Origin of the sequence: Agrobacterium sp. NPDC058088, from assembly GCF_042885035.1 — a bacterium.
Classification (GTDB): domain Bacteria; phylum Pseudomonadota; class Alphaproteobacteria; order Rhizobiales; family Rhizobiaceae; genus Agrobacterium.
The window spans coordinates 37,286-62,645 of record NZ_JBHVSU010000013.1 but is presented as its reverse complement, the minus strand read 5'-3'; the positions used below and the strand labels follow the sequence as shown (position 1 = coordinate 62,645).

The 25,360-nt window shown below is 58.4% G+C and carries 28 protein-coding genes and 1 pseudogene; 14 read left to right on the top strand and 15 right to left on the bottom strand.

Translation table 11 applies throughout. The features are described from left to right. The 5 genes from arsH to ACFVTJ_RS23340 form a co-directional block, all read right to left on the bottom strand. Positions 1 to 777: an arsenical resistance protein ArsH gene (gene arsH / locus ACFVTJ_RS23360; RefSeq protein ID WP_386910945.1), complete on the bottom strand. Its 777-nt coding sequence runs from the start codon at positions 775 to 777 to the stop codon at positions 1 to 3. Beyond that, the gene (gene arsC / locus ACFVTJ_RS23355) at positions 704 to 1,129 is read right to left on the bottom strand and encodes an arsenate reductase (glutaredoxin) (RefSeq protein ID WP_386910944.1); all 426 of its coding nucleotides are present in this window, start codon (positions 1,127 to 1,129) and stop codon (positions 704 to 706) included. The genes arsH and arsC overlap by 74 nt, the downstream gene beginning before the upstream one ends. 2 nt (positions 1,130 to 1,131) lie before the next feature. Beyond that, positions 1,132 to 2,190 carry an ACR3 family arsenite efflux transporter gene (gene arsB / locus ACFVTJ_RS23350; protein WP_386910943.1) on the bottom strand — a complete coding sequence of 353 codons (1,059 nt, stop codon included), beginning with the start codon at positions 2,188 to 2,190 and terminating at the stop codon, positions 1,132 to 1,134. Positions 2,191 to 2,296: 106 nt separating this feature from the next. Beyond that, complete coding sequence (locus ACFVTJ_RS23345) at positions 2,297 to 2,650, bottom strand: ArsR/SmtB family transcription factor (RefSeq protein ID WP_386910942.1); 354 nt, start codon at positions 2,648 to 2,650, stop codon at positions 2,297 to 2,299. Positions 2,651 to 2,881: 231 nt separating this feature from the next. Beyond that, the gene (locus ACFVTJ_RS23340; RefSeq protein WP_386910941.1) at positions 2,882 to 3,805 is read right to left on the bottom strand and encodes an AraC family transcriptional regulator N-terminal domain-containing protein; all 924 of its coding nucleotides are present in this window, start codon (positions 3,803 to 3,805) and stop codon (positions 2,882 to 2,884) included. A gap of 162 nt (positions 3,806 to 3,967) precedes the next feature. Here ACFVTJ_RS23340 and ACFVTJ_RS23335 point away from each other — a divergent pair, with 162 nt between their 5' ends. From ACFVTJ_RS23335 to ACFVTJ_RS23315, 5 genes are all read left to right on the top strand, one after another. Then, positions 3,968 to 5,305: an MFS transporter gene (locus ACFVTJ_RS23335; RefSeq protein WP_386910940.1), complete on the top strand. Its 1,338-nt coding sequence runs from the start codon at positions 3,968 to 3,970 to the stop codon at positions 5,303 to 5,305. 29 nt (positions 5,306 to 5,334) lie between these two features. Beyond that, complete coding sequence (locus ACFVTJ_RS23330; RefSeq protein ID WP_386910939.1) at positions 5,335 to 5,616, top strand: SDR family NAD(P)-dependent oxidoreductase; 282 nt, start codon at positions 5,335 to 5,337, stop codon at positions 5,614 to 5,616. A 138-nt stretch (positions 5,617 to 5,754) separates the two neighbouring features. After that, positions 5,755 to 6,738 (top strand): oxidoreductase, encoded by a 984-nt coding sequence (locus tag ACFVTJ_RS23325; protein WP_386910938.1) that lies wholly within the window; start codon positions 5,755 to 5,757, stop codon positions 6,736 to 6,738. A gap of 3 nt (positions 6,739 to 6,741) precedes the next feature. Beyond that, the gene (locus ACFVTJ_RS23320; RefSeq protein WP_386910937.1) at positions 6,742 to 7,380 is read left to right on the top strand and encodes a DedA family protein; all 639 of its coding nucleotides are present in this window, start codon (positions 6,742 to 6,744) and stop codon (positions 7,378 to 7,380) included. After that, positions 7,377 to 8,012 carry a class I SAM-dependent methyltransferase gene (locus tag ACFVTJ_RS23315; protein WP_386910936.1) on the top strand — a complete coding sequence of 212 codons (636 nt, stop codon included), beginning with the start codon at positions 7,377 to 7,379 and terminating at the stop codon, positions 8,010 to 8,012. The genes ACFVTJ_RS23320 and ACFVTJ_RS23315 overlap by 4 nt, the downstream gene beginning before the upstream one ends. 11 nt (positions 8,013 to 8,023) lie before the next feature. Here ACFVTJ_RS23315 and ACFVTJ_RS23310 read toward each other — a convergent pair whose 3' ends face one another. Both ACFVTJ_RS23310 and ACFVTJ_RS23305 read right to left on the bottom strand, forming a co-directional pair. Further along, positions 8,024 to 9,106 (bottom strand): aldo/keto reductase, encoded by a 1,083-nt coding sequence (locus ACFVTJ_RS23310; RefSeq protein ID WP_386910935.1) that lies wholly within the window; start codon positions 9,104 to 9,106, stop codon positions 8,024 to 8,026. Positions 9,107 to 9,129: 23 nt separating this feature from the next. Further along, entirely contained in the window at positions 9,130 to 10,122 is a 993-nt protein-coding gene (locus ACFVTJ_RS23305) for an MBL fold metallo-hydrolase (RefSeq protein ID WP_386910934.1), read from the bottom strand. A 167-nt stretch (positions 10,123 to 10,289) separates the two neighbouring features. Here ACFVTJ_RS23305 and ACFVTJ_RS23300 point away from each other — a divergent pair, with 167 nt between their 5' ends. Continuing rightward, positions 10,290 to 11,195 (top strand): LysR family transcriptional regulator, encoded by a 906-nt coding sequence (locus tag ACFVTJ_RS23300; RefSeq protein WP_386910933.1) that lies wholly within the window; start codon positions 10,290 to 10,292, stop codon positions 11,193 to 11,195. 47 nt (positions 11,196 to 11,242) lie between these two features. Here the strand turns inward: ACFVTJ_RS23300 and ACFVTJ_RS23295 are convergent, their stop codons facing one another. Together ACFVTJ_RS23295 and ACFVTJ_RS23290 are read right to left on the bottom strand one after the other, a co-directional pair. Further along, positions 11,243 to 11,737, bottom strand: coding sequence for a lipocalin-like domain-containing protein (locus tag ACFVTJ_RS23295; RefSeq protein ID WP_386910966.1), 495 nt, complete (start codon positions 11,735 to 11,737; stop codon positions 11,243 to 11,245). 52 nt (positions 11,738 to 11,789) lie between these two features. Further along, positions 11,790 to 12,623, bottom strand: coding sequence for an SDR family oxidoreductase (locus tag ACFVTJ_RS23290; RefSeq protein ID WP_386910932.1), 834 nt, complete (start codon positions 12,621 to 12,623; stop codon positions 11,790 to 11,792). A 95-nt stretch (positions 12,624 to 12,718) separates the two neighbouring features. Here ACFVTJ_RS23290 and ACFVTJ_RS23285 point away from each other — a divergent pair, with 95 nt between their 5' ends. Next, a complete protein-coding gene (locus ACFVTJ_RS23285) occupies positions 12,719 to 13,618 on the top strand; it encodes a LysR family transcriptional regulator (RefSeq protein ID WP_386910931.1) in 900 nt (299 codons plus the stop codon). Positions 13,619 to 13,695: 77 nt separating this feature from the next. After that, positions 13,696 to 13,980, top strand: a complete 285-nt coding sequence (locus tag ACFVTJ_RS23280; RefSeq protein WP_386910967.1) for a hypothetical protein — start codon at positions 13,696 to 13,698, stop codon at positions 13,978 to 13,980. Here the strand turns inward: ACFVTJ_RS23280 and ACFVTJ_RS23275 are convergent. Continuing rightward, a pseudogene (locus ACFVTJ_RS23275) lies at positions 13,952 to 14,155 on the bottom strand (Fic family protein); the annotation flags it as partial. The gene ACFVTJ_RS23280 and the pseudogene ACFVTJ_RS23275 overlap by 29 nt on opposite strands. Before the next feature lie 254 nt (positions 14,156 to 14,409). Between ACFVTJ_RS23275 and ACFVTJ_RS23270 the strand changes: the two are divergent. Beyond that, positions 14,410 to 14,916: a hypothetical protein gene (locus ACFVTJ_RS23270; protein WP_386910930.1), complete on the top strand. Its 507-nt coding sequence runs from the start codon at positions 14,410 to 14,412 to the stop codon at positions 14,914 to 14,916. A 283-nt stretch (positions 14,917 to 15,199) separates the two neighbouring features. Here ACFVTJ_RS23270 and ACFVTJ_RS23265 read toward each other — a convergent pair whose 3' ends face one another. Together ACFVTJ_RS23265 and ACFVTJ_RS23260 are read right to left on the bottom strand one after the other, a co-directional pair. Further along, positions 15,200 to 16,624 (bottom strand): ATP-binding protein, encoded by a 1,425-nt coding sequence (locus ACFVTJ_RS23265; protein WP_386910929.1) that lies wholly within the window; start codon positions 16,622 to 16,624, stop codon positions 15,200 to 15,202. Then, the gene (locus tag ACFVTJ_RS23260) at positions 16,625 to 17,290 is read right to left on the bottom strand and encodes a response regulator (RefSeq protein WP_386910928.1); all 666 of its coding nucleotides are present in this window, start codon (positions 17,288 to 17,290) and stop codon (positions 16,625 to 16,627) included. Positions 17,291 to 17,551: 261 nt separating this feature from the next. On the opposite strand from ACFVTJ_RS23260, the gene ACFVTJ_RS23255 reads away from it, so the two are divergent. Beyond that, entirely contained in the window at positions 17,552 to 18,850 is a 1,299-nt protein-coding gene (locus ACFVTJ_RS23255) for an MFS transporter (RefSeq protein ID WP_386910927.1), read from the top strand. Between the two features lie 268 nt (positions 18,851 to 19,118). Here the strand turns inward: ACFVTJ_RS23255 and ACFVTJ_RS23250 are convergent, their stop codons facing one another. Together ACFVTJ_RS23250 and ACFVTJ_RS23245 are read right to left on the bottom strand one after the other, a co-directional pair. Continuing rightward, positions 19,119 to 20,264, bottom strand: coding sequence for a site-specific integrase (locus tag ACFVTJ_RS23250; RefSeq protein ID WP_386910926.1), 1,146 nt, complete (start codon positions 20,262 to 20,264; stop codon positions 19,119 to 19,121). A gap of 359 nt (positions 20,265 to 20,623) precedes the next feature. Next, complete coding sequence (locus tag ACFVTJ_RS23245; protein ID WP_386910925.1) at positions 20,624 to 21,724, bottom strand: tyrosine-type recombinase/integrase; 1,101 nt, start codon at positions 21,722 to 21,724, stop codon at positions 20,624 to 20,626. Positions 21,725 to 21,849: 125 nt separating this feature from the next. On the opposite strand from ACFVTJ_RS23245, the gene ACFVTJ_RS23240 reads away from it, so the two are divergent. The 4 genes from ACFVTJ_RS23240 to ACFVTJ_RS23225 are packed head-to-tail and all read left to right on the top strand — an operon-like array spanning position 21,850 to position 24,379. Next, positions 21,850 to 22,794: a DUF1403 family protein gene (locus tag ACFVTJ_RS23240; protein WP_386910924.1), complete on the top strand. Its 945-nt coding sequence runs from the start codon at positions 21,850 to 21,852 to the stop codon at positions 22,792 to 22,794. Positions 22,795 to 22,809: 15 nt separating this feature from the next. Further along, the gene (locus ACFVTJ_RS23235; RefSeq protein ID WP_386910923.1) at positions 22,810 to 23,232 is read left to right on the top strand and encodes a hypothetical protein; all 423 of its coding nucleotides are present in this window, start codon (positions 22,810 to 22,812) and stop codon (positions 23,230 to 23,232) included. Continuing rightward, positions 23,229 to 23,900, top strand: coding sequence for an SMC-Scp complex subunit ScpB (locus ACFVTJ_RS23230; RefSeq protein WP_386910922.1), 672 nt, complete (start codon positions 23,229 to 23,231; stop codon positions 23,898 to 23,900). Before ACFVTJ_RS23235 ends, ACFVTJ_RS23230 begins: the two co-directional genes overlap by 4 nt. After that, complete coding sequence (locus ACFVTJ_RS23225) at positions 23,897 to 24,379, top strand: RidA family protein (RefSeq protein WP_386910921.1); 483 nt, start codon at positions 23,897 to 23,899, stop codon at positions 24,377 to 24,379. Before ACFVTJ_RS23230 ends, ACFVTJ_RS23225 begins: the two co-directional genes overlap by 4 nt. A gap of 69 nt (positions 24,380 to 24,448) precedes the next feature. Here ACFVTJ_RS23225 and ACFVTJ_RS23220 read toward each other — a convergent pair whose 3' ends face one another. Next, positions 24,449 to 25,291, bottom strand: coding sequence for a 3-keto-5-aminohexanoate cleavage protein (locus tag ACFVTJ_RS23220; RefSeq protein WP_386910920.1), 843 nt, complete (start codon positions 25,289 to 25,291; stop codon positions 24,449 to 24,451). Between the last annotated feature and the right edge of the window lie 69 nt (positions 25,292 to 25,360).

Sequence of the window (25,360 nt, the reverse complement as noted above, 5' to 3'; positions counted from 1 at the left end):
TCAGATCGACTTGAGCGACACTCTCTTCTCCAGTTCGGCCGCTTCTTCCTTCCGCTCGCTATAGCGGTCGGTCAGGTAGGACGATGCATCACGGGTGAGAATGGTGAACTTAACCAGCTCCTCGCAGACATCGACGACGCGGTCGTAGTAGGATGAGGGCTTCATCCGGCCGTCAGCGTCGAATTCCTGAAACGCCTTCGCCACACTGCTCTGGTTGGGGATGGTGATCATTCGCATCCAGCGGCCAAGGATGCGCATCTGGTTCACGGCATTGAAGGATTGGCTGCCGCCGGAAACCTCCATCACCGCAAGGGTCTTGCCCTGGGTCGGGCGGACGGAGCCAAGCGACAGCGGGATCCAGTCGATCTGCGACTTCATGATCCCGGTCATGGCCCCGTGCCTCTCCGGGCTGATCCAGACCTGGCCCTCCGACCATTGGGAGAGGTCGCGGAGTTCCTGAACCTTGGGATGGCTAACGGGTGCCTCATCCGGGAGCGGCAATCCGGCCGGATCGAAGATCCGTACCTCGCATCCAAGACGTTCGAGCAGCCGACGGACTTCAAAGGCAAGCAGACGGCTATAAGACACCTCGCGGAGTGATCCGTAGAGGATCAGGATTCTCGGCTTGTGCGTCGAGAATGCTGGCCGCAGCGATCCTGGGGCGATCGGCTGGAGATGGTCGTCGTGTAATGCGGGAAATGTCTCAGACAATGCGCTTTCCTTCCTGGTCGAGAACCTGCTCGCCGTCTTCCTTGGTGAACGGTCCTTTGAAGGCATCGACCGGCAAGATGTCGAGCACGACCTCCGAGGGGCGGGCAAGTCTGGTGCCAAGCGGGGTGACGACGAGTGGTCGGTTGATCAGGATCGGAGTCGCGAGCATCGCATCCAGCAACTGGTCATCGCTCAGATCAGGGTTGTTGAGGCCGAGTTCCGCATAGGGTGTGCCCTTCTCACGGATCGCATCGCGGACCGTCAGATCGGCATCTGCGATCATCTTCGAGAGCTGCGCACGCGATGGTGGGTTCTGCAGGTATTCGATGACGGTGGGCTCGATCCCCGCGGCGCGGATCAGCGCCAGCGTATTGCGAGACGTGCCGCAGGCCGGGTTATGATAGATGGTGGCTTCCATGGTCAGGGCCTTTCGATGATGGTGTTGCGGGAAACGGCGGGCGATGCCTCGTACCAACCTTTCGAGCGGTTCACGATCCAGACGACCGAGAGCATCACCGGCACCTCGATCAAGACACCGACGACGGTGGCGAGCGCCGCTCCCGACTGAAACCCGAAAAGGCTGATGGCGGCGGCGACCGCCAATTCGAAGAAGTTGCTGGCGCCAATGAGTGCGGAGGGTCCGGCGACGCAATGGCGCTCTCCCGACATTCGGTTCAGGAGGTAGGCGAGACCGGAGTTGAAGTAGACCTGGATCAGGATCGGGACCGCGAGCAGAGCGATGATGGTCGGCTGCGCGATGATCTGCTCGCCCTGGAATGCAAACAGGAGAACGAGGGTAGCGAGCAGCGCGACCAGCGACAGCGGCTGGAGCTTGGCAAGGAGGCCATCGAGTGCCCGAGTGGTCCCGTCGGCGGTCAGGCCGCTCCGGAGAGCCTGCGCGATGATAACGGGCACGACAATGTAGAGAGCGACGGACAGGGCAAGCGTCGCCCATGGCACCGTAATCGCGGAAAGACCAAGCAACAAACCAACGATCGGAGCGAACGCGACGACCATAATCGCGTCGTTTAAAGCCACTTGCGAGAGCGTGAACAGCGGCTCGCCCCGTGTCAGGTTCGACCAGACGAAGACCATGGCCGTGCAAGGTGCCGCGGCAAGGATGATCAGGCCTGCAATATAGGAGTCGATCTGATCCGTGGGCAGATATGGCCGGAAGAGCCAGCCGACAAACAGCCACCCCAGCAATGCCATGGAGAACGGCTTGATCGCCCAGTTGATGATCAGCGTGACACCGATCCCGCGCCAGTAGGAGCCAACCTGCGTGAGCGACCGGAAATCGATCTTCAAAAGCATCGGAATGATCATCAACCAGATCAGGATCGCGACGGGGATGTTCACCTTAGCGATTTCAGCACTGCCGATGATCTGGAAGACGCCAGGCATCAGGTGGCCTAAGGCAATGCCGACGGCGATGCAGAGGAAGACCCAAACGGTCAGGTATCGTTCAAATGTCGACATCTTACTCGGCCGTCGTCTTCAATGTCATTGGTCGGGAGATCCGCCGCACGGAGCGCTTCCCGAAGACGAGCGTCACTACCGGCCACTTCGTGCAATGCGATCGCGCTCAACATGGCTTCGCCCCCGGCGCGCAGCATGGCGTCAGTTCTGCGATGAGCGGCGCGCAAAGCTCCGTCGAACCGCCGCAGCAGTCCTTGACAAGGAACAGTGTCAGATCGCGCAGGCCGTCGAGGTCGGCCCGATAGATGATCGATCGGCTGTGGCGCTCGCTCTTGACCAACCCGGCACGGGACAGCGTCGCAAGATGCGCCGACATCGTGTTTTGCGGGACATCGAGGAGCCGGGCGAGTTCGCCAGCCGGAATTCCATCCGGTTCGTGCTGCACGAGCAGACGGAACGTCTCAAGGCGGGTGTTCTGGGCCAAGGCCGCAAGGGCCGCTATCGCGCTGTTGCTTTCCATATATCCAGAATAATGGATATATTACATCTGTCAATCCGCCAGTTGCGCCTCATTATTCGCTTTTGGAGGGACGCGAACCACCTGTGCAGTTTTTATAGAGCTATCCAATTGCAATTTCCTTCGTAGTCAGGATCGACCTCATCCATTTGGAATGACCGATCGGAGCCAGGAGGCAGGATAAAGGCAATTCTCGAGACCTTCGCACCCGAGCCGCAACTCTTCCTGACGAGATTATGCGGAGCGTACAGTGCGGCTCGCATATTCGTTGTGGAGGCGCTGCTGATTCAGAGCATCCTGTTTCGGCGCAATGCCAAAGGTTCGTGAATACTCTCGGCTGAACTGCGACGCGCTCTCATACCCCACCTTGTAGGCCGCTTCGGCAACATTGGCAGCTTTCGTCACCATAAGGCGGCGTGCCTCAAGCAGCCGTAGTTGCTTCTGGAACTGGAGCGGCGTCATCGAGGTCAGCGCCTTGAAATGCTGGTGAAACGACGATGGGCTCATCCGCGCGACATCAGCCAACTTGTCGACGCGCAAAGTTTCGGCGAAGTTGGTGTGCAACAGGGCGACCGCCCTGACCACACGCTCGATGTTTGATTCCGGACAAGCAAGTTTGCAGATTTCGCCGCCATGGGGACCGCTCAACAGCCAATAGCAAATCTCGCGCACGATTGGAGGCGCCAGGATCGGTATCGCCTTTGGCGTTTCCAGCAGTCGCACCAGGCGGAGAATGCAATCGGCGAGTGGTTGATCAACTTTTGCGATAAAAGCGCAAGGACCGGTCGTATCGGACTCCGGTGGGGGCGTATCCAACTGTTCGAGAACTTCTCGCACGGTTGCGACGTCAAAATCGATCATCACCCCGACATAGGGCTTTGCAGCACTGGCCTCGACGATCCGTCCCGTTGCCGGAAGCCCGACACTGACAACCAGGCACTCCATGCTACGGTAATTGAGATGTTCGTCGCCGAACTGCAGCTCCTTGGCACCTTCCAGCACCACGCAAAGCGACGGCCGATAGATGTTTCGCATGGGCATCATCGACTGAAATGAACGAACGATGTTGAAGCCCTCTATGGCCGTTGGGAACAGGCCTTGCCCGCCGCCCTGTTCTTCGATGTAAGCCGTGACGGCCGAGAGCAATGGCGTATTCAAGCGTGGCTCCGGTTGCTTCAGGGGCCACGGCAACACGTGGCTCGTCGTCGGCACTATCGCCTCACTTGTAGGAATAGGCAAGTTTCTTGAAGGTTCGGGCATTCTGGTCATGGGTCACTCCGTCTAGCTTAAGGGTGCAACCAAGCGAGGAGTGACCTCAAGATGACAGAAATGGTCGTCGGGTCAACAGACCCTGTAGAAACACGAGCAAAGTCTGATGCTTCCAGCGGGGAATACATTAGAGGCCTGCGAATGGCCGCCATTTGCGTCGTCCTTTTGCTCATCAACGCATTCTCACAGATCGATCGGATACTGCCGTTCATTCTGGCCGAAAAGATCAAGGCAGACCTGCGGCTCACCGACACCGAGATGGGCCTGCTTACCGGCCTTGCCTTTGCGGTCTGCTATGCAGTTCTCTCATTACCGCTGGCCCGTGCGGCAGACCGGGGATCGCCCCGGCTCGTATTGGTTTCGTGCGTCCTGATCTGGAGCGTGATGACGACGCTCGGCGGTTTTGCCGCCAGTTTCATGTTCCTCGCCCTAACACGCTTCGGCGTGGCATTCGGGGAGGCTGGCGCGGTCCCGGCCGGTCACGCTCTCATCGTCCGCAAAATCCCCCCCGAGCGCCGCGGCCTTGCTATCGGCCTGTTCGCAATGGGTATTCCCCTTGGCACGATGGCAGGATTCGCCGCAGGCGGTGCGCTTGCAGATGAGTTTGGCTGGCGCGTCGTTTTGGTCGGTGCTGGCGTCGTAGGGATCCTGATCGGTCTGGTTACCATTCTCGTTGCCAGCTCCACTCCCCCTGTTCCAGCGACAGCCTCACGCGACGAGCCCTTTCTGCGAACGAGTCTCGAGCTCTTATCTTCCCCGGCGTTCCGCTGGTTGTTCGCGGCTACCATTTTCCTGGGCTTCGCCGGTGCGCCCTTCTACGCCTTCTCCGTACCATTTCTGATCCGCACCTATGGTTTTACCGCGACGGAGGTGGGCGTGTCGTTCGGCATGCTGCAGGGGCTGATGGGCATTATAGGGACACTGGGCGGTGGACGCTGGTTTGATTTTGCCGTTCGCTCCGGCACCGGCAGGGTGCTTGGCCCTCCGGCAATTCTATTCCTGATCGCCAGTTTAACGACAACTGCGGCACTGTTTGCCCCGGCGGGATGGATGTCCATTGCACTCTTCGTGCCGGGAATGCTGTCATTTTCGTTCATGTTGCCATGGGGCTTCGGAGCCGCCCATCTGATCGCTGGTGCGCGACGTCAGGCACAGGCGACGAGCCTCGTCATGATCGGATCCGGCCTCCTCGGGCCTGCTCTCGGACCTCTGATCGTCGGCATGGTCAGCGATGCTGCGAGCGCAGCCGATATTTCAAACGGCCTCGGCCTCGGCCTGTTGATTGTGCCTTTGTCGACCGTTCTGGCAGGCACCACGCTCCTCGTCGCAAACAGAAGTGTGAGCGCCTTCCTCCACCAATCCTCATCGCAAGCGACCGTCCCACGCTGAACATCCGAAACGTTTTAGGAAACATTCCAATGTCCAACACAGACAATTCCCGTCGCACGTTTCTCGCCCTCGCGGCGGCCATGCCATCCGCAATGGCCATGAGTGGCATTGCATCAGCTCAATCACCCGACACCGGGCCTATAGCCCAGGCACCGGACAAGCGTGGCGCAATCGTCACCGGCTCGTCCCGCGGCATCGGCGCAGCAACAGCCCGACGGTTGGCGCGCGACGGTTACGCCGTAACGATGAACTATCTGACAAATCGGGACCTGAGGCCGGCCCTCAGTGAATCGATCGACATCATTGCATAGGCTCGGATCCGGAACCGTCCCTTCCAGATCCTTGAGAGGTCGCTTCCCCCACGCGACCTTCTGTCTGCCGAAGACGTGCCCCCAAGAACGCGTCTTCGGCCGACAATCTTGTCCCAGCAGAAACAGAAGGAACTGACAATGTCACAACCGTGGACAATTGACGATATGCAGTCTCAGAAGGGCCGGACGTTTGTGATCACCGGAACCGGTGGTCTGGGCTTCGAAGACGCACTTGCACTGGTCCGAGCCGGTGGCGACGTGATTATCGCAGGGCGCAATCCAACGAAAGGCGCCGAAGCCGTTCGGCGCATTAAGGAAAAGGAACCGCAGGCATCGGTTACCCTGGAAATCGTCGATCTCGCCAGCCTCGCATCGATAGAAGCGTTCGCCAAAAGACTGAAAGAAACGCGCGACCATATCGACGTTCTCATCAACAATGCCGGTGTCATGACACCGCCAAAACGTGAGACGACCAAAGACGGTTTCGAACTGCAGTTCGGCACCAACTATCTCGGCCACTTTGCCTTGACTGGCCAACTCCTGCCTTTGCTCACGCGGGCAAAAACCCCACGGGTCGTAACGCTTTCCAGCATTGCGGTTCGCAGCGCAAGCGCCGCAATCAATTTCGACGATCTGCAAGCGGAGCGACATTATAAGCCGATGCCTGTCTACACTCAGTCGAAGCTGGCATGTCTAATGTTTGCTTTCGAACTGCAACGAAGAAGTGAAGAGGCGGGCTGGGGTCTCACCAGCATCGGCGCTCACCCAGGCGTATCGCGCACCGATCTGCTTCATAATGCTCCTGGGCGCCACAGCGCTCAAGGCCTCCTCAGGACGGTGTTATGGTTTCTGTTTCAGCCCGTTGCACAAGGCGCGTTGCCGACTTTGTTTGCGGCGACGTCTCCAAGCGCCCGAGGCGGCCGATATTACGGCCCCGACAGACTCGGCGAAACCCGTGGACACCCGACCGAAGCCCAGATTCCGCTGCAGGCGATGGAAAAGCATGTGGCGCATAGGCTGTGGGAGATTTCAGAGAAGCTGACGGGCACCTCGTTCAGTGCGCAGGCTCCTCTTCCCGATAAATCCAGTCTGGACGAGACAACGATCAGACAGGAGGGGTGAGAGATGGACCCGCTCGGAAATCTTGTCGACTGGATTGCGATATACGGCACACTCGGTCTGGTTGCGATCGGGCTGGCAGAGCGCTTCCTACCTGCCCTGCCCTCTTATGGTGTTCTGGTCGCCATAGGTATCGCGACTGATGGCGCCGTCTGGTCTCTCCATACCGCTGTCATCGCAACGACGGTCGGAAGTTTTATGGGGGCCCTCGGCCTCTATTTCCTTGTACGCGCTTTGGGAAGAACAAAGTCGGTTAGGTTTCTTTACTGGGTCGGAAGAGGGGTTGGTCTATCGCAGTCACGTATCGAATGGATATTGTCATCCCTTCGTAGCCGGGAACGTGCGCTCACGATCCTGTCGCAACTTATTTCTACCGTGCGGTTGATCTTACCCATAGCGGCTGGGCTTTTAGGCACGAATACGCTGCGGTTTGTATCTGGCGTAGCCGTCGGTATCGCTCTCTGGAACGGCTTGTTCATCGCCGGCGGCTACCTGGCTGTGCTGGCCGTTCCCGGCATCAATTCCTCCGCGCTCGCCTTGAAAATATTGGTCCTGCTTGTTGTCGCGGAAGTACTCACAGCCATGGTGTGGCGGCTTCAGCGACGATATTCGATGTGCCTGAACCCGGGAGCCAGCAAACGATGACAAACCGGACTGCTGATGCGTTTTTGTTTTTTCGGGCGTGGCTTTCCGCGCCCCTTAGCGTCGCCTCCGTCACACCATCTGGGCGCGCGTTGTCTTCTCTTATGACCGCCGAAATATGCGCGGGAACGGGCACGGTTATCGAGTTGGGTCCTGGAACCGGGGTCTTTACAGAAGCCTTGCTGCGACGGGGTGTTCCTGAAGAAAATCTCGTGTTGGTCGAATACGGCTCGGAATTCGCGAACCAACTCAGCGAGCGCTTTCCAACCGCAAAGACAGTCCGGATGGATGCTGCTCAGTTGCGCAAGATGCCGCTGCACACCTCAACGCCGCCCGTGGGCGCTGTCGTCAGTGGCCTTCCTCTTCTATCGATGCCGTTGCGCAAGGTGCATGCTATCTTGGAGGGGGCGTTCTCGCATCTTCGCCACGGTGGAGCCTTCTACCAATTCACCTATGGTCCGCGATGCCCGATCGCCAGACCCTTGCTCGACCGCCTGGGCCTGAAAGCAACGTATGTCGGCTGCACCCTGGCCAATATTCCACCCGCAGCCGTTTATCGCATCACGCGACGAAGACCGAGACAGGAGGGTGTGATCGGCAAGGCCGATCCGGTCTCCCAGTGTGATGGCGGTTGATCGACGGGCCGTTACTGCAGGCGCTGTGTGGCGTTCGCCTGTGCCTCTCGGATCAGGCCGGAATACATATTTTCCTTCCCGGGATACCACGGCATCGTGCCGATGGACCCGAAGCCGGGAATCGTTTCCATGTGTGCGACCATTCGGGCGCGCATGCGCTCGTCAGGTAGCGGTCCCGTCATCGCCTGGACATTGTCGCTCATGTGGTCGGGGTTGGAAGTACCGCAGAGCACGCTCGTGACGGCCGGATGCGCCATGACCCATTTCAGGAAGAACTGCGCCCAGCTGTTGGCCCCGAACTCCTGCGCGAAGTCGGGAACCGGTTGCCCGTCGACCACCCTCATCAACCGGGCTTTTTCCAGCGGCAGATTAATGAGGACACCCACGCCCTTGTCTGCCGCGGCCGGCAGCAGACGTCTCTCTGCGTCGCGGTTGAAGATCGAGTAGTTCGTCTGGATGAAGTCGACATCGTCGCGTTGAACAATCGCCAATAGCTGGTCGTGCGCCGCCGACTCGTGATGGGTCACGCCCACATGACGTATGAGGCCCTCCTTCTTCCAGGCCTTCATTAGCGGAATGACCACTGGCGCATTGGTGATGCTGTGGCACTGCATGAGATTGATCGTGTCACGCCATGTCCGCATCCGTGACTGCCGAAGACTTTCTACCGCATGGCTTTCGTCTCCAAGATATTCTCCTGTCGACCAGACCTTGTTGGCGAGGAACATGTCGTCGGACCCTTCGAACTCGCCCATGAACTGGCCGACGCTAACTTCCGCCGAGCCGTAGAGCGGCGAGGTATCGACCACGCGACCACCTGCGGCGACGTACCGTTCAAAGACCTGACGGAGAGCGTCCCGGCGATCACCGGGCTTCAGGTCGAAGGTCAGGAAGGTGCCGAGGCCCAGGGCTGTGACCCTTTCGCCAGTGCGCGGCAATGTACGGGTCAGCACATCCGGATTTGATCCAGGGGCTGACGATGCGGTGTTTGTTTCCTGGGTTTGCGCCGTAGCCTGAGTGACGAGCGTCATTCCTGTAGCGGCAGCACCCATCGTGCCGAGAAAACCGCGCCTGTTGATCTTTGACTGGTTCATGGGATGTCTCCTATTTTCAGACGTCAGAACTGCCAGTTGGCGGGTACCCAGGCGTAGCCGCCATCGGTTTTCAGCATTCGACCAAGGCCGGGGAATGGATAATGAAAGCCAAGGACTGGTATCTGCTCGGTGGCAGCCCTGTCGAAGATGCGCCTGCGGGAGGAGAGCGCAGTCTCCTTGTCGCGGTCGGGACCCGGAAGCCAAGGCCTGTCGACATTGACAATAGGGTGATAGGCAAGGTCAGCCGTGAGCAGTAATTGGTCGCTGCCAGAATGAACGAGGAAGTTCGCCATACCCGGCGTATGGCCGGATGCGAGAATCGTCGTCAGACCCGGCACAATCTCGTCGCCGGCTTCGTAAAGCTCGACATCGTTCATGAACGGCGCGAGGCTGTTCTTGATGTTCGCCGCAAAGCGCAGGCGGAATTCCTCCGGGACCGGCATGTAGGAAAGATCCGGATCTGTGCGAACGAAGAAGTCCCAGTCTGCCTTCGGGACGAAGACAGTGGCGCGGGCAAAAGCCTTGCCGCCATCCGTGGTTCTCAAGTTGCCGACATGGTCGGGATGGGTGTGGGAGATTACGATGGCGTCGATGTCCGCAGGACTGAGACCGATAGCCGCCAGATTATCAAAGATCCGACCACCATTCGGACCCATGGTCTTGCCGGCCCCAGCTTCGATCAGAATTCGCCGACCGCCGGTTTCGATCAGCAGTGTGTTAAGATTGAGCGTTAGGTGATCGGTCGGAAGAAACGCCTGCCGCAGGACCTCCTGAAGCTCGGCTTCCGGCGCGTCGCTGGCGTAAACGCGTGGCGGGCCACCAATCACGCCGTCGCTCAGGATAGTTGCGCTGATTTCGCCGACACGGAAGCGGTAGTGACCGGCATTGCCCGTCGTCGGGAACGCGGCCTGGGCGTTGGCGCTGCTGGAGCCACCCAGATTTGGGATCAGCATGCTCGATGCGCCTGCGACGGCGGACAGCATGATGGCACGTCTGTTGAGAGTGAAGGCATTCATCTGTCTTTCCTTCTTCTAGGCACGCTGCTTCGTCTCTTCTTCAAGGACACATGATCGACCACGAGAGATTTCCACAGCGCCGCGCTTTAGTTTCGGCAATCATGACACAGCGCCATTGATCTGATAACCTGCGCTAACTTTATCAGCTTGATTAGAGGAACTTCGCAATGAACCCTATTCGACTGGACAGTTTCGACGTTTTCGCTGCCATCGTGCGCTGTGGGGGCTTCCGTGCGGCCGCACTTGAGCGAGGGATATCTTCATCGGCGTTGAGCCAAACAATGACTACTCTGGAGGAGGCTTTGGGCATCCGGCTCCTCAACCGAACGACGAGAAGCGTGTTTCCAACGGAGGCTGGACAGCGCCTCCTTGAACGTCTGGCACCTGCGTTAAGCGACATCAGGCTCGCCATCACAGAAGTTGATGAATTGCGCGACAGCCCATCGGGAACCCTCAGGATCAACGCACCAGCTCCGGCCGTCGATCATTTTCTTTGCCCGCTGGTGTTCGACTTCATGGATGTTTACCCGGAGGTGAAGATCGAAATCATCAGCGATGCGTCCGTCATCGATATCGTGGAAGAGGGTTTTGATGCCGGCGTCAGGTTCGGCAAGCAACTGGCGCAGGACATGATCGCGCTGCCGCTTGGACCAGCGCTTCGTTATTCCATCGTCGCTTCGCCCGACTACATAAAGAGGTGCGGAAACCCCCAGACGCCGCACGAACTCGTTGATCACGACTGTATCAAACGCCGTTTCCCTGGTGGCACCCTCGTAAACTGGCGATTTACTGAGGGAAGCGAGGAAATCGAAGTCACTCCCACGGGCCGTTTGACGGTCAGTTCTGCACACAACGAACTGCAAGCTGCGTTAGCCGGCAGAGGAATCGCCCACGTCTTCGATGACTACGCCAGATCGCATATCCAAAGCGGTCGACTGGTAGAGCTTCTCTCCGACGTGAGCCCTACCTTGCCACACTGGTTTTTATACTACCCCAACCGCCGCCTGCCGAGTGCAGCCATGCGTGCATTTCTCGATTACATGAAAAGCTACGACTGGAGGGCGAATCAATGACGGCACGTGGCCAAGCTCGAGACCTTAGAGCAGACAGCCTCCGCCCCTCATTCCACGCGCTGCCACTCGATCCTGATTTCAGTACCTTCCGGCCTCCGGAATTGTTCGGTCATGCGATCGCCGTCAACGACCAGCCTCAGATCATCGCGTGTTCGCACGCTGCCAACCCAGTTCGGAAATGTCGCCCCTTCGACCCGGTTCCCACTGAATTCGCCCTTCTCATCAACGGTATAGGTTCCGAAAAACCCGATACTACGTGACATGGCCAAGCGATTTTCATCGTCGGTTCCCTCACCGCGAGCATTTGAAGCAAACCTTGGCACATCGGCGTCGGTGAGGACTTCCACAAAGTGCATGTCAGGCGTGAAGACGAGAAGACCGGTGGGTTTGTCCCCATAGGCAGCGATATTTTTTCCTTCGGGGTCGATCGTTGCCGACATCATGCGCCAGGTGCCGACGACACGATTTTCCTTGGTGGTTTGTGCCAAGGCACACGACGAAATGCTGAAGGCGATAGCCAATATAGCTGGTCGAACGTACATGTTGTTTCCTTTCCCGTTCATGAGGCCAGTGTCTCCAGGCCGCTGTCGCCGTTCACAGATCCTGCCGGTCCGCGGAATTCGCTACCTCCCTCTGCGTCTCAAGAGCGGATAGGCGTGCGGAAAGCGCCTGCGAGATGGAGGAATACGCCGTGCTGCCCAGCGCCAGTCGCAATGGCGGCGTCTCGCTATCGGCAGCTGATATGATTGTGGCTACGGTGCGCGCCGGGTCACCCTTGATCTTGAAGCTGCCCTCGGTAATCGCCCTGCGGACGGCGCCAGCAGGGGTTTCATTATAGGCATCCATGGGTTCCGCGCGGACGAGATTGGATCCGAAGTTGGTGCCGGTCGGCCCCGGTTCTGCAATGATGAAGTCGATGCCGAAGGGAGACACTTCCTGTGCGACGGCTTCGATGAAGCCTTCGATACCCCACTTGGTCGCGTGATAGAGGCTGAAGCCCGGATAGGCGATCTGCCCTCCTTCAGACGAGACTTGGATGATCCGTCCGCCGCCTTGCCTTCGGAGCAGAGGCAGTGCCGCGCGGATCAAATGGATGGATCCGGCAAGATTGGTGGCAATCTGCCGGTCGATGTCGTCATTCGTGAGTTCTTCCGCAGCCCCGAACAGGCCGTAACCCGCGTTGCTGACGATCACGTCTATGCGGCCATGCCGCTTGAACGCTTCTTCGACGGCCGAGACAATGCTCCCAGGGTCGATCAGATCAAGCTGAACGACGTCGAGGCGCTCGCGATATTCCTGCTCAAGTTGTAGCAGCGTTCCTGAGCGGCGGAGCGTCGCAATCACGGTGTGCCCTTGCGCAAGCAACTGCTGCGTCATCTCGAGGCCGAGCCCGGAGGATGCGCCGGTGATGAGCCATATCTTTGTCATATAATTTTCCCCATTGTTCATCCCCGAATTTAAATCTTGAAGATTGGTGTTATAAGATCTTCAATGTGAGATGGTATGGTGAGGATATTTCACGAATGGTCCGTCCGAGCTTAAACGAGCTTGCCGCCTTCGCAGCCGTCGCCAATCATCAGAGCTTCCGCAGAGCGGCCGATGTCATGGGTGTTTCGCGCTCCGCTCTCAGCCACACGATTATCGGATTGGAAGCGAAACTGGACGTCCGCCTCTTCAATCGGACGACACGCAGCGTATCGCTGACACAGGCCGGCGCTCGCCTCCTCGCACGACTCGACCCGGTTCTGCAGGATCTGGATCAAGCGCTCGATACACTCTCGCAGGAGCGCGGCACTCCCAGCGGCGCATTGCGTATCAATTCCAACAAAAGCGGCGCCCGCATTCTCCTTGCAGACGTCGTGCCGCGCTTTATGGATCTTTATCCCGAGGTGGAGCTTGATCTTGTGTCGGAAGGCCGGCTTGTCGATATCGTGGAACAGGGTTTCGACGCGGGCGTCCGTCTGCTGGAAGCAGTCCCGAAAGACATGGTCGCAGTGAAGTTCGGAGGCGACGTCCGTTTTATCGCCGTGGCGGCGCCATCCTATCTCGACGGCAAAGCCGCACTGCAGACACCTGATGACCTCCATGCGCATTGCTGCATCCGCCAGCGTCTGCCGAGCGGAAAACGCTATCGCTGGGAGTTCTCAAAACGAGACGCCGAAATCGCGGTCGACGTGCCGGGAAATCTCACCCTTGATGACAGTGATCTTCTCGTCCAGGCGGCGGTGGACGGGCGCGGTATCGCCTATGTGCCCGACCATTTTGCACGACCATTTCTGGCTTCCCGCCAACTCGTGACTGTCCTCGACGATTGGTGCCCGCCGATGCCTGGCTTAGCACTCTATTACCCTCGCAGCCGTCACACACCATCACCGCTGAGAGCCTTTATCGACCTTATCCGAGAAATAGGCCGGTCACGCTGAAGTGGCACACCGGGGTGGCTCGCCGCGGCCAATGAGTTCAGAACAGTTTGTCGTGCTTATGATCGGAAGCGATCTACGTGGCGAAGAATCATCCGAGACGTCACATTTGTCGCCAATCTTATCTCCGGCCAATTAATGTGAGCGGTAAAGCCCAATCGCGGCAAGGATTGACATTCGTTCGCTACCTTAATGGCGATGGCGACGGACATCTAGGATCTCTGCCCGAGCACATCAGCGCCCGGCATCCGGCGCAACGCATGAGCAAGATCCACCATCGTGATATAGCAAAAGCAATCACGCTGGCGCTTGAAGGGGATTTCGATCGGCGCATCGAAGCTCCTGTCTCGGCAGCAGCATCGTGATACCATCCAGGCGTCCTGGGGCGCGTTCAGCCAAGCTGAGCCGCTCTAGCAATGAAAGCACGTCAATCGCCGGCTCGGGCGGCAATGGTTGGGGCACGAACGCGCGCACTGTTTCACTTGCAGCAACCGTCTCGACGAAACGACCCAAGCGGTTTCTAGATTGGGAATCAGACAACCCAATATCAGCCACGCCCCTTAATTAGGCAAGGCGGATTTTATTCAATTAAGCGACAGTTTTAGATAAGCCCGCTTAATTAAGACGCCAATATTGAATTCCTGACCTTCGATCCAGGCGGCGTAGGCGCCGAGTACGATAAATATGCGCCATTAGAATTGACCCGCCCGACACATCCTTTTTTAAAGCTCGCTCCCTATTCCCGCTCGCCCTCAAGACTGGTGCTGAGAGAAACGAAATGAGCATGACTAAACATGCCCTTCCATCGCGACATTTTCAACGAGCGATTTCTAAATTCTGTGAGCTTCGTATCGGTCCAATCGCGCCCAGGCGAGTGTTGGAGAATATATGGCCTTATCTGGCCAGTTAATCCTCTTGCGGAAATCGCCCCGCTTCTGAATGGTCATATTGACTGGACGATGATCGGTCAGGCGTCTTGGATCGAAGCCGAGTTGACAGCAGAACTGAAAAAGGCAGCTCCGGCGAAGGTTTGTTGCAATCATCCGCTGGCTCGGCGCACCACCCGCGGTCGGAGAGCGACCGCCAAAGTCAAAGGCTCGCCCGACCAAAGTCGTTCCCGCCAGAACCCAGCTTTCGCATCCTCGACCAGAAAATCGCAAACCGCAGCGATCAAGGTGCTTTTTGTGCTTCCCGGCCAGCTTGTGCATCCCCTCCCCTCCATCGGTTCGAAGCTCGCCTTTTTTCAGCGCCTGCCTTGGCGAGTAACCGATGCTGCTGCTGGTGCCGGCATGGTGATCTGATCAGGGGGGATCGTGCCCCTATCTTATCACGGAAAGAGCCTCGCAATATTTGTGTGCGCGAAAGAAACCTTGTCAGCTGACAAGGTTTTGTTCCCCTCCCCTCCCCTCCCCTCCCTTCGGACTCGATCCTAAGCTTGCGCACAGAGCCGCATCCGCCTCGATATAAAATAGCGGCAGCTTCCAGGCTGAAGGGCGCGCGCAAAAACCTTGTCAGCTGACAAGGTTTTGAGCGCGTTCAATTTCAAAAGCGAGCCCAATCCTGCTGAGATTTTAGGCTTGTTCATTAAGTCTCTTCGGCAGCTGGCGATTGGAAGAGCCGCAAACCGAGCCGGGCGCTGAGCCCGGTTCCCGACAGGGGGGCGCTGAGACTGATTGAGCCGCCATGAAGATCGGCGATACTGCGGGCGATGGCAAGACCAAGCCCGGAGCCGGGCTTCGCGTCGCTGCGCGGTATCTGATAGAAGCGCTGAAAGACCCTACCCCGTTCCTCCTCTGGAATGCCTGGCCCTTCATCCTCTACCGCGATTGTTCCTGCTGTTGCGTCCAGCATCACACGCACCGTAACGGCGCTACCTTCTGCGCTGTGTGCAAGCGCGTTATCGACAAGATTGGAGACGATCTCCTGGAGAAGAAGTCGATTGCCTGCGACGTAGATGGGGTTGTCCGGCGCATCGAGCACAATATCAATCTTGCGGTTTAAAGCCTTTGGCACGTATTCGGCCAAGACATCGGCGGCGAGACGGCCAAGATCAATGCGCTGATTGAGGTCGATCGCTTCGCTCTTTGCGTCGAGGCGCGCCAGTACGATCAGTTGCTCGAGCATGCGTTGCAAGCGCGTCACGCCGTCTTGCGCTTCGCGAAGTGTTGCCAGAAGAGGGGGCTGACCTGTCGCCTGGCGCTCCAAGAGCTCGAGATGCAGCTTTATACCGCCAAGCGGCGAGCGCAACTGATGTGAAGCATCCGCGGTAAAATCGCGCACTCCAGCGATGGTTTCATCCAGGCGCTCCATCAAAGTGTTGATCGCCGAGACAAGATCGACGGCCTCTTCCGGCACTCTTGCGGTATCTATGTGCGCAAAGGGGATTGCGCCGGGGGGTGCTCGTCCCAAAAGCTCCTGACTGATCTCGGTAAGTGGGAGAAGCCCCCGCAAAATGGCCAAATAGGAGAGAATGGCGGCAGCACTCAGGAGAACGGCTTCGAAAAGCACGAGCACCACGAGCATCCGCGCTTCCATATTGAGCCGACTGTTAAGCGTCTCTGCTATCCTGAAAGTGAGCGGCTCAGCAAAGCCTTCTATGGTGCGTCTGGTCATGGCGATCCGCACCTGGTTGCCATTCAGTTCAGCCGCCACATGCGTGATGCTGTCTGATGACGCTGCGGGCGTATCCAGCGCACAGAGTTTGTCGTCGCCTCGCTGGAAGCCAACCCCACCAGATATACAAAAGGCGAAAGTATCGTTTGCGTCGTCACGTAAAATCTCGATCGCGCCCTGTGCCAGCGTGTCGTCGAGGTGCGCCGGACCATGCGCCGACGCGCGATCGATGATTGAGATCAGCGCCGCATCAAGAAGTCTGTCCTGCGTAACGCTCACGACGCTATGAATGAGGAATGCGCCGCCAATGCCGAAGACGACTGCCAGTACAGCGACAGGCAAGACCATATTTCGCAGAAGGCGCCTGCGGATGGATGGCGTGCCGCTGCCGCTCATTCATCCGACCTCAAGGATATAGCCAACACCACGAATGGTGCGAATATTGGGGCCGTCTGGCTCGAGTTTCTTTCGCAGGCGTCCCAGATGCAGTTCCACGGCGTTGGGCGTAAGCGCGTCGTCGAAATTCGAAATCGCCGAGGCGAGCCGCTCTTTCTGAACAACCTGGCCTGCGCGACCCAGAAGAAGAACGAGGACTGAATACTCCCTTGGCCGCAAAAAGAGAGTGCGCCCGGAGAGCGTGGCTATACCGGCGTTGAGATCGATAGAAAGTGCGCCGCTAGACAGTATCGGGCTTGCCTGTTTCTGCCCGCGCCGGACGAGGGAGCGCACGCGGGCTTCAAATTCCTCCAGCGCGAAGGGTTTGGTCAGATAATCGTCGGCCCCCACATCGAGCCCGGCTACCCGGTCGGGAATGGCATCACGCGCAGTCAGGATCATGACGGGGGTTGTCGAACCTGCCTGCCGCAGCGCTTTTAGGACGGCGAGCCCATTCATTTCTGGCAATCCGAGGTCGAGCACAACAAGCGCGTAGTCTTCCTCTAGAGCTGCAGAGAGGCCGTCGCGCCCATTGTCGATATGATCAACCGCGTAGCCGGCGCTCACGAGCGCCGTCACTATCCCGCGAGCCAACGACGGGTCATCCTCCACAATGAGGACCCGCATGCTTTCCTCCCTGGTCTTAAGTTTCATCTGCCTAGTTCAAGCACGGTGGATGAGTTTGTGACAAGCAATTTCGAGCTGCTTAAGGGCGTGACAGGATGGTGACAGGAAATCCGATGTAAGCGGTTGGAAATGAGTTTGGCAAAGGCGCCTGTCGGGCCTGCCGTCGACACGCGGCGGCATACTCGACTGCCGCACGACCCGTTCGCATCGAGACTGGAGGACCCGAAGCTGGGTACGTCTCGTGCTTTTGGAGGAAAAACAATGATAGAAGCTAGACGCTCATCCCGCGTTGGCACCGTATTGCGCGTAACAAGCGGCAATTTCCTTGAGATGTTCGACTTTTTCCTCGTCGGCATCTACGCCAGCAATATTTCAAAAACTTTTTTCCCGTCAAACAATGAAGTCGCATCGCTGATGCTGACCTTCATGACCTTCGGGGCAGGGTTTCTGATGCGACCGCTCGGCGCAATCTTCCTCGGCGCCTACGTCGATAAGATCGGCCGCCGGCAGGGCCTCATCGTCACTCTCAGCATCATGGCGCTCGGTACAGTTCTCATTGCATTTGTACCCGGCGTCCAGACGATTGGCATCTTCGCACCGCTTCTTGTCCTGATCGGTCGTCTACTGCAGGGCTTTTCGGCAGGTGTGGAACTTGGCGGTGTCTCGGTCTATCTGGCCGAGATGTCGACGCCCGGCAAAAAAGGCTTTTATGTATCGTGGCAGTCGGCAAGCCAGCAGGTTGCGATCATGGTTGCCGCTGTCCTTGGCTATGCGTTGAACTCGCTGATGCCACCGAGCATGATGACTGAATGGGGCTGGCGTATACCCTTCTTCATTGGCTGCGGCATCGTGCCGTTCCTCTTTTATGTCCGGCGTTCGTTGGAAGAAACCCAGGAGTTCGCCGCCCGTCAACATCGCCCGACAATGACGCAGATCTATCAGACGCTCGCCAGTAACTGGGGCATCGTACTGCTCGGCATGTTGATGGTCGTTATGACGACAGTCTCGTTTTACGCCATCACCGTCTACACGCCGACATTCGGCAAGAGCGTTCTGAAGCTTTCGGAGACCGACAGCCTTCTCGTGACATTCTGCGTTGCCTTGTCGAATTTTTTCTGGCTACCGATCATGGGCGCTGTTTCCGACCGTATTGGCCGCAAGCCTGTCCTCGTTGTCTTTTCGGCGCTCGCTCTCGTGACAGCTTATCCAGTGATCGCCTGGCTCGTCTCCGCACCGAGCTTCGAGCGCATGCTTATGGCCGAACTCTGGCTGAGTTTCCTTTATGCCAGCTATAACGGAGCCATGGTTGTCGCCCTGACGGAAATTGTGCCGCCGATCGTGCGGACAGCAGGTTTCTCGCTTGCCTATTCGTTGGCGACTGCGATCTTCGGAGGCTTTACGCCAGCGATCGCCACCTGGCTTATCGAGGAGACCGGCGATAAGGCTGCACCCGGCTATTGGCTTGCTTTTGCTGGCGGTTGCGGCCTCGTAGCGACGCTCCTGGTATATCGCAAGGTGACGGACGGCGCACGATCAGGCGCCATCCCCGCCAAAGTATGACAAAGGAGCGGGACGACGCTAGGCCTCGTCCCGCTTTCTTCTCCCGCTTTGATTTTCAGGGTGAAACGCATCGCACGGCAATTCCGTCGTCTTCTCAATTGCCGGCCCTGCTTATAGGCGCATTTGCCGCCAGGGGAGACGGGGTTTGCCCCAGTGTGGGCTCCAGGGTGTCCAAGGGCGCCCTGGTCCCCGTCATTGCCGCTTAGTCACTTCATCGCAAATTGTGAGGCGCATACATGCTTGTCCTGTGAATATTGGGATAATCTCCTCACACAAATAGCCGTGCCGCACGCCCGCTTCGCCGTGTCGCGTTGTTGTAGTAGTTGGACGCCTGTTGCACTGATCGGTGGCGGGATTGTTCCATTGCCTCCGGGAGCGGGATGCCGCGGTTTGCCGCCTCGGTCAAATACCCTGACCGCAACCCGTGCGCCGAGAATTCCCCCGGCTCCAACCCGGCCATTTTGGCTCGCTGCTTGAGAATGGCATTGATCGACTGCGGGTCGAGCGCCCGCTTCGAAACAGTATTCCACCTGCCAATCGCTCGAAACACGCTGCCCTTTTCAATGCCTGCGACTGCAATCCAGGCATTGAGCGCCTCCACCGGCTGGCCCGTCAGGTAGACGATCTCATCTTGTTCGCCGGTGGCTGTTTTCGTCCGGCCGAGATGGATAGCGAGAGAGGGGAGGGGAGGGCTGTCGGGCACTTCGATGGGAGCCTCGACGGTCAGTTGCTCGACGCGCAATGAGGCAATCTCACTGCGTCGACGACCACCCGAGGCAAAGGCGACCATCAGTATCGCCCTATCACGAACGTCGCGCAGATTGTTATCTGCGCACGTCGCCAGCAATTTTTGAAGGATATCGCCGGTCACCGCCCTGGCGCTTTTACGACGGCGCGTTCGTGGAACGGCACGAACCGCCAACCGGATCGCCTGTTTGAGGGCAGGGGAGGCGAAAGCGCCGTTAAGACCGCGCCATTTGGTGAGCGTGGACCAACTGGCCAGCCTGCGACGCACCGTATCAGGCGCGTGCGGACCGATGGATTTTAAAAAACCCTGGTGCCTGAGATTCTCGTCAACATCGACGGGCATGCCGTGGTTGGGGTCGCCTGCACGCTTTTCCGGATCCCACAAATGATGGGCGACGAATTTGAGCAATAGTGCCTCGGGTGCTGGCCATGGTAACGACTGTCCGGTCGCGGCCAGGCCCCAGGCTTCAAGATAGGCGAGGTCGGAGGTCAGCGCTCTTAGCGTATTGTCGCCCATTCCCTGGTTGACGAGATGGCGCAGCGTTTCGACGTCCTCATCCGTCAACAGCTCAGCGAGCTCGTCGCGACGCTCAAGTGGCAGGACGGCGGCGATAGTGTCGAGCTCTTCGGCGCGGCGTTCGACGGAATTTAGCGATGTTTTTGCCACGGGTGCTCCAAAAAACCGGATTCATGTGGCCTTGATGACCGATGTTAACAGCGATTTTCAAGGATTTGCGCCGCGAAATCAACTACCATTGATAAGAGGTACTTATCGATGGTTAGAAGCCTTACCTTAAATCATACAATGTGAGGAACTATAATATCGGACTAGAGTTCCTTTAAGAAATCATTTATCATGATTTCAATGGCTTACGATGTTTCGAAAATCAGCACGACACCCCTGATGCGGCCGGCTTTCGATGCCGGTGTGGCTTTTACCTCCCGATTTCAATTGAAACACTAAGCTGAAAGCCCAGCCCGCATTTTTGACCTAATGATTTCATTCCCGTAGCAGGAAAGGGGCTTTCAAAGCCCAGACGCCTTGGTAAGATTGGTGCGGAAGCGGTCGCGCCGGCGTTGGTATTTGCGGGTCATTTCGGCCGAGGCGTGCCCTAACTGTTTTTGCACGTAGCGCTCTTCAATCTCGGCTGAAGAAGCAAGGCCGGCCCGCAGCGAGTGGCCTGCGAACAGCCCGGCCCGTTCGCCTTCGGGCAGATCGGAACGGACGCCGGCGGCAAGCGCCGTCTGCTTGACCAAGCGGGCAACATGCTTGTCGGAGAGCCGCTCGACGTCGACGGTTTTGTTGTCCTTGAAGATGCGGCGGAAGAGGGGACCCCTGGCGATCCGGCCAAAGCGAATCCAGCGCTCGAGCGCAACCACTGGGCAAGTTTGCTCGGAAGCGCCGCGGCCGACCTCGACCTCGCGCCAGCCTGTCTTACCGCGCAGCGTCACCAGCACGCCCTGGCCGGGAAAGATCTCGATCCAGCCATGGCCGTCGCTGTGATCATCGCGGACGATGTCGAGCCCGACGATCTCGGAGCGCCGCAGGCCGCCGGCGAAACCCAGGAGCAGGATGGCGCGGTCGCGCAGACCGCGCAGATCATGACCTAGCGTGTCGACCATCGCCTTGATGTCCTCACCCAGTACAGCCTCCTTCTGCCGCGGCGGCTTGGCGTGCTTGCGGCGGATGCCGGCAAGCACCGTCGCAATATGCCGGTCGGAGCGGTCCATCGGCGCTCCGCGCTGAGTAAAGTTCCAAGCGAGGCCGGAGAGGCGCCGCTCGATCGTCGCGACGGAGAGAGCAGGGACCTTGCGCTTCGGATCACCGGCGGCAGTCCCTGAGGCACAGGCACCGATGTAGAGGCCGATCACCTGGCTGGACGGCGGCATCGGCTCGAAACCTTCGCGGCGGCACCAGGCGGTAAAATGCCGCCAGTCCTTGGCGTAGGCGTCGCGGGTGTTTTCGGAACTGGCGGCGTTGGCGTAGGCTGTCGCGGTCTCGACCAGCGCTTCGAGCCGCGCCGGCCGCGATGCGGCGTCCGTTTCCACCACAAGCTCGACGCCCGCGGGAAGCTCACCGTCGGCAGAATCGTCGATTTTGGGCGTGTTTGCCGGGGGATTTTGCATCGTTCGGGAGCCTATCACCATATGTCCGGTAATGAAAGCTTACCGGACATAAAATCACATCGACAGGCGCGGCGGTTTTTGGACTTTTTACTATTCGAAAGCGCCGTTGCGTGTTAGAGAAAATCATGGCCAAAACGATCAGAAACCAGCTTCCCGCACCACCGTCATTCACGGCTTTGCCTGCAGCGCTTCGACCGAAGTTGCAGCTAGAAGGGGCTGTAGAGGCAGGTTTTGCCGCCGGTTCGGCGCTTTCCTGGCTGCACGCACTGGCTTGCGACGAACATCCGATCGGCAGCCTGTGGCGACAGCGCCTGGCGCTGAGCAATGCCGCAGCACTTATGCCGTTGTTGGGCCGCTCCGAGGACGAGGCGGGGTTGCGTGACGCCGTGTTTTTCAGCGGATCAGAAAGCGATCCAGGACCTGCAGGCCAGGTGTTGCTGGCATGGCGGCGGCTGGTCGAGCGTGAGACGCACCGCGTCGATGGTTGGTGGCTGTCGGCGTCGGCGGTGCTGCGGCTCAGTGTCGACCAGGCGATGCACGACATTTATGCGGTCGCGGAGCGGATTGCCAAAGGCGAGGCCAACGCCATTTCAGCCGCGGCGGAAATCGTTGCGGTCTCGATGAAGTTCCGGCCTGACGCCGAACTGCTGGCAATCTGGCTAGCGGATGCAATGCTGGCCTACCGGCTGAAGTGGCCACGGCCGGTCCCGTTGCTGGCGCGCGAGATCAGGCGGAAAGATCTGAGAGCCGCGCCCGACCATCTAGATGGTAGTGGCCGCTGGCTGCTGACCTGTTCGCTTGCCTACGCCCGGGCCGCCGCGCGAGCCTCGGACTTGCACGTCGATCTTAGCCGGCGGGCGCAGCGGCTGGTAGATATCGGGCCAAAAATGCGGGCGAAGCACGCCGATGAGGTGATGTTCATTCTCATGATGGAGGACGCTCAGACGGCGCGCTCGGCGACGGATGCGATGAGCGAACGGGCTGCCCGGCGCCTGTTTGAGCGTCTCGAAGCGCTCGGCGCGGTGCGCGAACTGACCGGCCGTGCGACGTTCCGGCTTTACGGACTCTGAAAACCGGAGGTGACTATGGGTGACAATGTTTCAGGTGACGACCGCAGAGAAATCGTGGGGCGCACTCCAATCGATCTGCCGTTCGTTACCTATTATGCTGCGAAGCAGAGAGGTATGGGCGAGTGGGTAAGTCTGGCCTTCTCCGGGTGCTGGCTGATTGCACCTGCGATCATTATGCTTGCCGGTAATTCTAACTTTTTTTCGCAGGGCTCGTCCGCACCGGTCCATTTGGTTGTCAACTGTGGCGTCGGCCCAACGGATGTGGTTTATACGGCTGCGTCTGTCCCGGTCCAGCATCGGCCCGTATCCAAGGTTTCCTCGGAACTCGCTGCTTTACTGCGCACTTCACCGGTCGCGCCGCTTTCGGCTGAGGTAAAAGAAGCCATTGCCCGACATGGTGACCGACTGAACGCCTGTGCCGTAGACGGATTGCTTTGACCCGCGCGCCACGTCAACCTCCGCTGCTCGATATTGAGCTCGAAGACCTTCCGCCCGAAATGCGTTGGCGTGAGTGGATGGGACGTGTCGAGGCAGTGATTTTCGCGGCGTCCGAACCAGTGTCGCGCGAAACGCTGGCGCGGGTGGTGGGGCGAAGCTGCAGCATTGATTTGCTCATCGACGACATACGCGAGGAGCTGCGCGGCCGGCCTTACGATCTTGTTGCTGTCGCTGGGGGCTGGAAGCATCTCACGCGCGCTGGCTTCGCCGGAGCTATCGATGCGGCGATCGGCACAGCCCGAGAGAATGCGGAGCTTACGCAGTCGGAGATGCTCGTGCTTATGTACATCGCCTATTTCCAGCCGATCACCAGGGGGGAACTGTCGCGTTTTTTTGGCAAAGAAATCAGCCGCGACCTGATCGGCCATTTGCGGTCTGCTAGTTTCATCTCGTCCGGTCCGCGCAGCCCGACGCCGGGAGCACCTTACACCTACGTCACCACGCAGAACTTTCTGCTTCGGTTCGGACTGCAAACTCTTCGTGATCTTCCCGACTTTGAGGCTCTTGAGGATGAGGGGCTTCTGTCAAAGGAAAAGCTACTGGCGGGTGACATTGCGCCAGATTTCGAAAGTGACCGGAGTGCGATCGACAGCGAGATCGAAGAATGAAGCTCCTCTACCTGAAGCGGTGGTTGACGAATGGGCAATGCTTCCGACACTGTGGCACTTTATCATTGTATTCGGGGAAAAATATGAAGCGGAAGGCACTTTTTCCGGCAGGGGTACGGACGACGGCCGATCAGATCAAGCTTTCGCCGGGCATCGTTTCCGGCAATCATATCTTTCTGACAGGTATGACTGGAAGCGGCCCCGACGGGACCATGCCGGAGAACCTGGACGATCAGTTCCGGCAAGCATTCGAAAAGATTGCAGCAGTTCTTCGGGAGGCAGGCCAGGATTTCGGTTCGATTGTCGAGATGACAACCTACCATGTCGGCCTGCGCGATCATTTCGACAGGTTCTGCGCTGTTCGATCCGAATATGTATTGGATCCGTTTCCTGCATGGACAGCCGTTGAGGTGGCGGGATTGCGCAGGGAGGGTGCCGTAGTAGAGATCAAAGTGGTCGCTGCCATCGAGGCAAGCTGACGCAATTGTGGCTGCATTGGCTGTGTATCTCCAACCTGACACTGGTCTCCGTCGTTGATTTTAGCGACGTCACCGCAGAAACTCGCTCAAGGACAAGCGCAAATCCGAGCCGCTTTGAAACGCCATGCCCATTGCATCTAGCGGTTTTTTGACCGCTTCAACCAGATCCGTGTTTGAGCTGGCCATGGTGCCGTCCGGTCGCCGGACATTATTCTCGAAACCGACACGGACACTGCCACCTAGTAAAGCTGCGGCTGACACACATGCCGCTTCCTGAGGTCCGAAAGCGCAAACGCTCCAATGGGTGAACGGAGGCGTTTCAGGTGCAAGGAAAGCCAGAAGGTCGGCTGGCCGAGACCTCTGGCCGGCAGAGTACCGGCCTAGCACGAACAAGGCCGGAATTTCTTTCCACGGGACCAGCCCTCGGCGAATCATGTTGTCTAAACGGACAGCTTCGGATGGCTCATAGAGAATAATCTGCGGCAGGACCTGTTCCCGTTTCATCCACAGCAACAGCTCTGCAAACTCTGATTCATATGTTTCATCCGGCACAAGCTCGCGCAGCGCCAGCGAAGCGGCCTCAGGTCTGGTTGCCTTCACGACCGCTATCTGTTCCTGCGGATGATAGATGCCGAGCGCTTCACTGGTGATCTGGACGACAAGTTGGTCGCCCACTTGCGCTTCTATTGCCGCGATGACAGCGCGATAGGCGTCGGCATCGAGAAGGTGAGAGCCATCGGTCTTGCGGACATGCACGTGGATCATGGCTGCGCCGGCGTCGAGACATGCAGCCGCTGTCCGTGCCAGTTCGGACGGCGTCAACGGAATACCTGGATGGTCAGCCTTGGTGCGCCGGCCTCCGTTCGGGGCGACAGCTATTGCAATTGGCTTCAGGACGGTTTCTGCATTCATTTTGGTCACTCTGCCTAAATATGATCCAAGTAGATCATAATATGCATAAATAAAACATTTGTTGCAATA